The organism is Planomonospora algeriensis, from assembly GCF_977012225.1.
On record NZ_CDRNDK010000029.1, the window covers coordinates 24253 to 30343 of the forward strand.

General features: G+C 73.6%; 7 protein-coding genes. 3 read left to right on the forward strand and 4 right to left on the reverse strand.

Going from position 1 to position 6091, the window contains the following annotated elements; genetic code table 11:
* Positions 1-44 precede the first annotated feature (44 nt).
* The 3 genes from ACWJ6R_RS05705 to clpS are packed head-to-tail and all read right to left on the reverse strand — an operon-like array spanning position 45 to position 1261.
* Positions 45-461, reverse strand: a complete 417-nt coding sequence (locus tag ACWJ6R_RS05705) for a Mov34/MPN/PAD-1 family protein (RefSeq protein ID WP_449061175.1) — start codon at positions 459-461, stop codon at positions 45-47.
* 9 nt (positions 462-470) lie between these two features.
* Entirely contained in the window at positions 471-995 is a 525-nt protein-coding gene (locus ACWJ6R_RS05710; RefSeq protein ID WP_449061176.1) for a DUF2017 domain-containing protein, read from the reverse strand.
* The gene (clpS, locus tag ACWJ6R_RS05715) at positions 992-1261 is read right to left on the reverse strand and encodes an ATP-dependent Clp protease adapter ClpS (RefSeq protein WP_230881406.1); all 270 of its coding nucleotides are present in this window, start codon (positions 1259-1261) and stop codon (positions 992-994) included. The genes ACWJ6R_RS05710 and clpS overlap by 4 nt, the downstream gene beginning before the upstream one ends.
* Before the next feature lie 64 nt (positions 1262-1325).
* On the opposite strand from clpS, the gene ACWJ6R_RS05720 reads away from it, so the two are divergent.
* The 3 genes from ACWJ6R_RS05720 to ACWJ6R_RS05730 all read left to right on the forward strand — a co-directional run bounded on the left by ACWJ6R_RS05720 (position 1326) and on the right by ACWJ6R_RS05730 (position 4128).
* A complete protein-coding gene (locus ACWJ6R_RS05720) occupies positions 1326-2609 on the forward strand; it encodes a nicotinate phosphoribosyltransferase (RefSeq protein ID WP_449061181.1) in 1284 nt (427 codons plus the stop codon).
* A 5-nt stretch (positions 2610-2614) separates the two neighbouring features.
* Complete coding sequence (locus ACWJ6R_RS05725) at positions 2615-3190, forward strand: isochorismatase family protein (RefSeq protein ID WP_449061177.1); 576 nt, start codon at positions 2615-2617, stop codon at positions 3188-3190.
* Positions 3191-3810: 620 nt separating this feature from the next.
* Positions 3811-4128 carry a hypothetical protein gene (locus ACWJ6R_RS05730; protein ID WP_449061178.1) on the forward strand — a complete coding sequence of 106 codons (318 nt, stop codon included), beginning with the start codon at positions 3811-3813 and terminating at the stop codon, positions 4126-4128.
* On the opposite strand, the gene ACWJ6R_RS05735 is transcribed toward ACWJ6R_RS05730, so the two are convergent.
* Complete coding sequence (locus tag ACWJ6R_RS05735; RefSeq protein WP_449061179.1) at positions 4125-5876, reverse strand: DEAD/DEAH box helicase; 1752 nt, start codon at positions 5874-5876, stop codon at positions 4125-4127. The two genes, ACWJ6R_RS05730 and ACWJ6R_RS05735, sit on opposite strands and share 4 nt — an antisense overlap.
* Positions 5877-6091 lie beyond the last annotated feature (215 nt).

Genomic DNA, 6091 nt, shown 5'->3' on the forward strand with positions numbered 1-6091 from the left:
CCCAAAAGGGCGCGCGGCCCCACGGCCGTGTCACGTGGTGGACGTCACGACGGCAGGACGACGACCTCTTCCTCGGTCACCACGCCCTCGACGATGCGGTAGGAGCGCACCTCAGCCTTCTCCCCCAGCTCCTCACGGGTGGAGACCAGCACGTAGTGGGCGTTCGGCTCGGAGGCGTAGGAGACGTCGGTGCGCGAGGGGTAGGCCTCGGTCGAGGTGTGGGAGTGGTAGATGACCACCGGCTCCTCGTCGCGGTCGTCCATCTCGCGCCAGACCCGCAGCTGCTCCATGGAGTCGAACCGGTAGAACGTCGGCGACCGCTCGGCGTTCTCCATCGGGACGAAGCGCACCGGGGTGTCGGAGCCCTCGGGGCCCGCGATCACGCCGCAGGCCTCGTCCGGGTGGTCGGCCCGGGCGTGCGCGATCATCTTGTCGACCAGTTCCTGGGAGATCGTGAGCATGCCTGGAAGCTACCAAAGAGCGCGGACCAGGCTGTCCTGGAGGTAGGTCAGCCAGTCGTAGGTCACGTACGCCGGATAGCGGGGGTCGTCCTCGCCCATCCCGGCGATCTCGTCGTGCACCTCCTCGGTCACCTCCAGCCGGGTGCCGAGCGCCAGCCGCACGTCGTTCAGCGCCCGCATCCACGCCTGCGCCTGCTCCGCGGTGAGCTCCACCCGGCCGGGCGCGGCGGTCTCCAGCATGGTCTGCGCGTCGGAGCGCTTGCCGTCCCGCAGGGTCGCCTCGGTGTAGCGGCGGAACTCCGCCGACAGGTCGTCGTCGGCGTAGGCCGAGGGGAACAGCCGGGCCAGCACCGGGTCGGTGGGCAGCTCGGGCGAGCCGATCCCCAGGGCGCGCTCCAGCGGGTCGTCCCCGGTGGCGCCGGGCTCGACCAGATCCAGGATCTGGGAGACCAGCGAGCGCAGGACCGCGATCTCCGCGGCCTCGAAGCGGGCGGTCACGCCGCCGCCGCGCCCCGCGGCGAACCCACTGCTCATGCGTCCTGCTGCACGGTCGCCCACAGGCCGTAGGAGTGCATGATCTGCACGTCGCGCTCCATCTCCTCGCGGGTGCCGCTGGAGACCACCGCCCTGCCCTTGTGGTGCACGTCCAGCATCAGTTTCTCCGCCTTCTCCCGCGAGTAGCCGAAGACGGACTGGAAGACGTAGGTGACGTACGACATCAGGTTGACCGGGTCGTTCCAGACGATCGTCAGCCAGGGCAGATCCGGCCGGCTGTCGATCGACGGACGCTCGACCTCCATCGGAGCTGTGGTACCCACGTTCACCAGTCTGCCCTATCCCGGCCGTAGTCTTCGACTCGTGACGATGAGCATGAGCGGGGCGTTGCTGACGGATCACTACGAGCTGACGATGGTGCAGGCGGCGCTGCGCAGCGGGGCGGCCCACCGGCGCGCCGTGTTCGAGGTGTTCGCCCGGCAGCTGCCGGGCGGGCGGCGCTACGGGGTGGTCGCCGGGACCGGCCGGGTGCTCGACGCGCTGGAGCACTTCCGGTTCGGCGAGGACGAGCTCGCGTTCCTGGCCGGCGACCGGGTGGTGGACGACGCCACCCTGGACTTCCTGGCGGGTTACCGCTTCCGCGGCGACGTGCACGGCTACCGCGAGGGCGAGTGCTACTTCCCCGGCTCCCCGATCATGACTGTGGAGGGCACGTTCGCCGAGGCGGTGCTGCTGGAGACGCTGATCCTGTCCGTCCTCAACCACGACTGCGCGATCGCCACCGCCGCCTCCCGGATGGTCTGCGCCGCCGGCTCGCGGCCCCTCATCGAGATGGGCTCGCGGCGCACGCACGAGATGTCCGCCGTGGCGGCGGCCCGCGCCGCCTACCTGTGCGGGTTCGCCGCCACCTCCAACCTGATGGCCGGCCGGGTGTACGGCGTGCCGACCACGGGGACCGCGGCGCACGCGTTCACGCTGCTGCACGACTCCGAGGAGCAGGCGTTCGCCGCCCAGATCGCCTCCCTCGGCGCCGGCACCACGCTGCTGGTGGACACCTACGACGTGGCGCGGGCCGTACGGACCGCGGTCGAGCTCGCCGGTCCCGAGCTGGGAGCGGTCCGCATCGACTCTGGCGACCTGACCGAGGCCGCCCGCGAGGTCCGCGCGCAGCTCGACGCGCTGGGCGCGCACGGCACCCGGATCCTGGTCACCGGCGACCTCGACGAGTACGCCATCGCGGCGCTGGCCGCCGCCCCGGTGGACGGCTACGGCGTCGGGACCTCCCTGGTCACCGGTTCCGGCTCGCCGACCGCCGCCCTGGTCTACAAGCTCGTCGCCCGGGAGGGCTCCGCGGGCGCCCTCGAACCGGTGGCCAAGAGGTCCGTCGGCAAGCCCAGCCGGGGCGGACGGAAAGAGGCCTTCCGGCAGCTCGACGAGTCGGGCACGGCGGTCGCCGAGCTGGTCACGACCGCCGGGCGGCGGCCGCCCGGCGCGCGCCCGCTGCAGACTCCGCTGGTCCGGGGCGGCGAGGTCGTCGTGCGGGAGAAGCCGGAGGAGGCCCGCGCCCGGCACCGCGAGGCCTTCGCCGAGCTTCCCGTCACCGCCCACCAGCTCTCCCGGGGCGACACCGCGATCCCCACCGTGTTTGACTAGATGCCATGGCAACCGCGCTGATCATCGTCGACGTCCAGAACGACTTCTGCGAGGGCGGCAGCCTCGCCGTGGACGGCGGCGCCGAGGTCGCCGCCGCCATCTCCCGGCACGCGGCCTCGCACGGCTACGACCACGTCGTGGCCACCCGCGACTTCCACGTCGATCCCGGCGGCCACTTCGCCGCCGAGCCCGACTTCGTGACCTCGTGGCCGGCGCACTGCGTGGCCGGGACCCCCGGCGCCGGCTTCCACCCCGCCCTCGACACCGCACGGGTGGAGGAGGTGTTCAGCAAGGGGGCCCACGCGGCCGCCTACAGCGGTTTCGAAGGGACGTCGGCCGACGGCACCAGGCTGGCCGACTGGCTCGCCGAGCGCCACGTCCACGCGGTGGACGTCGTCGGCATCGCCACCGACCACTGCGTGCGCGCCACGGCGCTGGACGCCGTCGAGAACGGCCTGGCCGTGCACGTGCCGCTGGACCTCACCGCCGGGGTCGCCCGCCAGACCACCGAGGCCGCCCTGGCCGAGCTCGACTCGGCCGGAGTGGTCCTCACCGGCGCCCCGGTGGTCCGCGCGTCCTGACCCGCCCTCAGGCGGCCGGCGTCCTCGGGAAGCCGGTGATCCGGCCGGTCCTCCGGTCCGTCCTGCGGAAGCCCGCTGCGGGGATGCGGACGATCACCGATCGGCAAGGAAGCGGTAAACGCCTCAATCACCTGCTGCGACAGGAGTATGACGGAGAGTTGAACTCCTCATACCTCGCGGTGGTGACCACATGTTCGTGCTCGGTGTCTCCTGGCTGCTCCTGGCCCCCGTGTGCCTATGGCTGCTGCTCCGCGGCCGGGCCCGGCGCGGGTGACCGCCGTTCTGGCACTCGCCGCGCTGGAGGCGGCCACCGTCTGGCTCGACGCGGGGATGCCGTCCCAGGCGCCGGCCGCCCGGCCGTCGGCTCTGCGGACTCCGGTGCCCGAGGTCTCCCCGCCCGCCTCCGCCGGGCCCTCTCGACCCGCGGCGTCCGTACCCTCCCGGCCCGGGGCGACCGCGTCCCCCAGGCCCATGGCGCCCGCGCCCACCCGGCCGGAGAACGTGGTCGCACACCCGGCGTCCTGTTCCGCCGCCCCCCTCGTGCCCGAGGCGGCCCGGCTGATCACGCGCGGGGGCGCGCTCCGCGCGGTGGCGCTCTCCTGGACTGCCGCGGCGGACGGGTGCGACACCGCGACCGTCGTCGTGCGCCGCCGCGGGGCACGCTCCGGGTCTGGGTGCACGGGGGCGCGGCGGCGGAGCCGGCCCGCCGGGCGCCCGCCACGTTCCCGGTGAGCGTCACCGGCGGTACGGCCTCCGCGCAGGTCCGCCTCGTCCCGCCGCTGCCCGGCAGGACGGATCTCACCGCGGTCGACGGCCGCACCGGCCGGCCGATCGCCTGCGTTCGACCGGCGCGGCTTCCGGACGGCCGGGCCGCGCCGGCTGGATCGCCTCCCCTGGCGGCCTCCCCCGGGCGTCGAGCGGCCTTCGGCGCGGTCTAACGCGACCGCTGGGTGGCCCACTGGCGGATCTTGTCGATCCGCGCCTGGACCTGCTCGGCGGTCGCCTGGGCGATGGCCGGGCCGCCGCAGGCCCGCCGGAGCTCGGCGTGGATGACCCCGTGGGGCTGCCCGGTGCGGTGGTTCCACGCGCCGACCAGGCCGTTGAGCTCCTTGCGGAGGTTGGCGATCAGCTCGTGCGGGGCGAGCTGCGGCTCCTTCGGCTCGGGTCTGCTCCGGCCGGCCTTGAGCTGCTCCGACTGCCGCTTGCTGAGCAGGGTCCGCACCTGGTCGGGTTCCAGCAGGCCGGGCAGCCCGAGGAAGTCCTCCTCCTCCGGTGAGCCGGGTTCGGCGGCCGTGCCGAACTCACCGCCGTCGAAGAGCACCCGGTCGAAGGTGGCGACCGCCTCCAGGGTCTCAAACGGCAGCTCGTCACCCAGGACGTCGGGATTGTCCTTCTTGCGGTTGGCGTCCTCGACGAGGAAGTCGTCGAGCCCCTCCTCCGGCAGCTTGCGGTCGAGCACGTGGTCGCGCTCGGCCTCCATCTCCCCGGCCAGGCCCATCAGGGTCGGCACCGAGGGCAGGAACACCGAGGCCGTCTCGCCGCGCTTGCGGGCCCGGACGAAGCGGCCGACGGCCTGGGCGAAGAACAGCGGCGTCGAGGTGCTGGTGGCGTAGACGCCGACGGCCAGGCGCGGGATGTCGACGCCCTCGGAGACCATGCGGACCGCCACCAGCCAGCGGTCCTTCGACGCCGAGAACTGCTTGATCTTCTTGGACGCCTCGGGGTCGTCGGAGAGCACGACCGTGGCGCCCTCACCGGTGATGGCGCGGATGTGCCGGGCGTAGGCGCGGGCCGTCTCGTGGTCGGTGGAGATCACCAGGCCGCCCGCGTCGGGCACCCCCCGGCGGACCTCGGTCAGCCGCCGGTCGGCGGCCTGGAGCACCTGCCGGATCCAGTCGCCCTTGGGGTCGAGCGCGGCCTTCCACGCCTGGCCGAGCTGGTCCTTGGTGAGCGGGGTGCCGAGCGTCGCGGCGATCTCGTCGCCCGCGCGGGTGCGCCAGCGCATCTCGCCGGCGTAGGCGAGGAAGATGACCGGCCGGACGACGCCGTCGGCGAGCGCCGGGCCGTACCCGTAGGAGTAGTCGGAGACGCTCCGCCGCACGCCCTCGCCGTCCTCGGCGTAGGTGACGAACGGGATCGGGTTCACGTCGGACCGGAAGGGGGTGCCGGTCAGGGCCAGGCGGCGGGCGGCGGGCTCGAAGGCCTCGCGCACGCCGTCGCCCCAGGACTTGGCGTCGCCCGCGTGGTGGATCTCGTCGAAGATGACGAGCGTCTTGCGCGCCTCGGTGCGGGCGCGGTGCAGCGCCGGGTGCATCGAGACCTGGGCGTAGGTGACGGCCACCCCGGTGTAGTCGCGCGAGGTCGCGCCCTGGCTGTTCTTGAACTCGGGGTCGATCGCGATGCCGACCCGGCCGGCGGCGTCGGCCCACTGCTGCTTGAGGTGCTCGGTGGGGGTGACGATCGTCACCGCCCGGACGATCCCCCGCGACAGCAGGTCGCTGGCGATGCGCAGCGCGAAGGTCGTCTTGCCCGCGCCCGGTGTGGCGACCGCGAGGAAGTCGCGCGGCTCGCGCCTGAGGTAGAGGTCGAAGGCCTCCTGCTGCCAGGCGCGGAGCTTCGGCGCGGTGCCCCAGGCGGCCCTCTCGGGGTAGGAGGGAGGCAGGTGGGAGGCGGCGAAAGTGCTCATGCGCCCCTCCTCGCCTGACGGCCGGTCGGGGCGTCGACGGGCCTGCCGTGTCTGATGGTCCGCTCGCTTGGCTCACTCACAATCCCAACAGACTAATCTGCGCCACCGGCCGGGCGCGCCGATCGGCCGCGATCCCCGCACGGACCCGCCGGGAATCCGCCCCCGGCCGCACCGGGGCCGGGGACGCTCCGCCGCGGCCGTCTCCCCTCCGTACC

What these genes read in the sequence shown, in the direction of transcription:
- ACWJ6R_RS05705 (WP_449061175.1), bottom strand. Translation starts at nt 461, where the DNA reads ATGCTCACGATCTCCCAGGAACTGGTCGACAAGATGATCGCGCACGCC.
- ACWJ6R_RS05710 (WP_449061176.1), bottom strand. Translation starts at nt 995, where the DNA reads ATGAGCAGTGGGTTCGCCGCGGGGCGCGGCGGCGGCGTGACCGCCCGC.
- clpS (WP_230881406.1), bottom strand. Translation starts at nt 1,261, where the DNA reads ATGGAGGTCGAGCGTCCGTCGATCGACAGCCGGCCGGATCTGCCCTGG.
- ACWJ6R_RS05720 (WP_449061181.1), top strand. Translation starts at nt 1,326, where the DNA reads ATGAGCATGAGCGGGGCGTTGCTGACGGATCACTACGAGCTGACGATG.
- ACWJ6R_RS05725 (WP_449061177.1), top strand. Translation starts at nt 2,615, where the DNA reads ATGGCAACCGCGCTGATCATCGTCGACGTCCAGAACGACTTCTGCGAG.
- ACWJ6R_RS05735 (WP_449061179.1), bottom strand. Translation starts at nt 5,876, where the DNA reads ATGAGCACTTTCGCCGCCTCCCACCTGCCTCCCTCCTACCCCGAGAGG.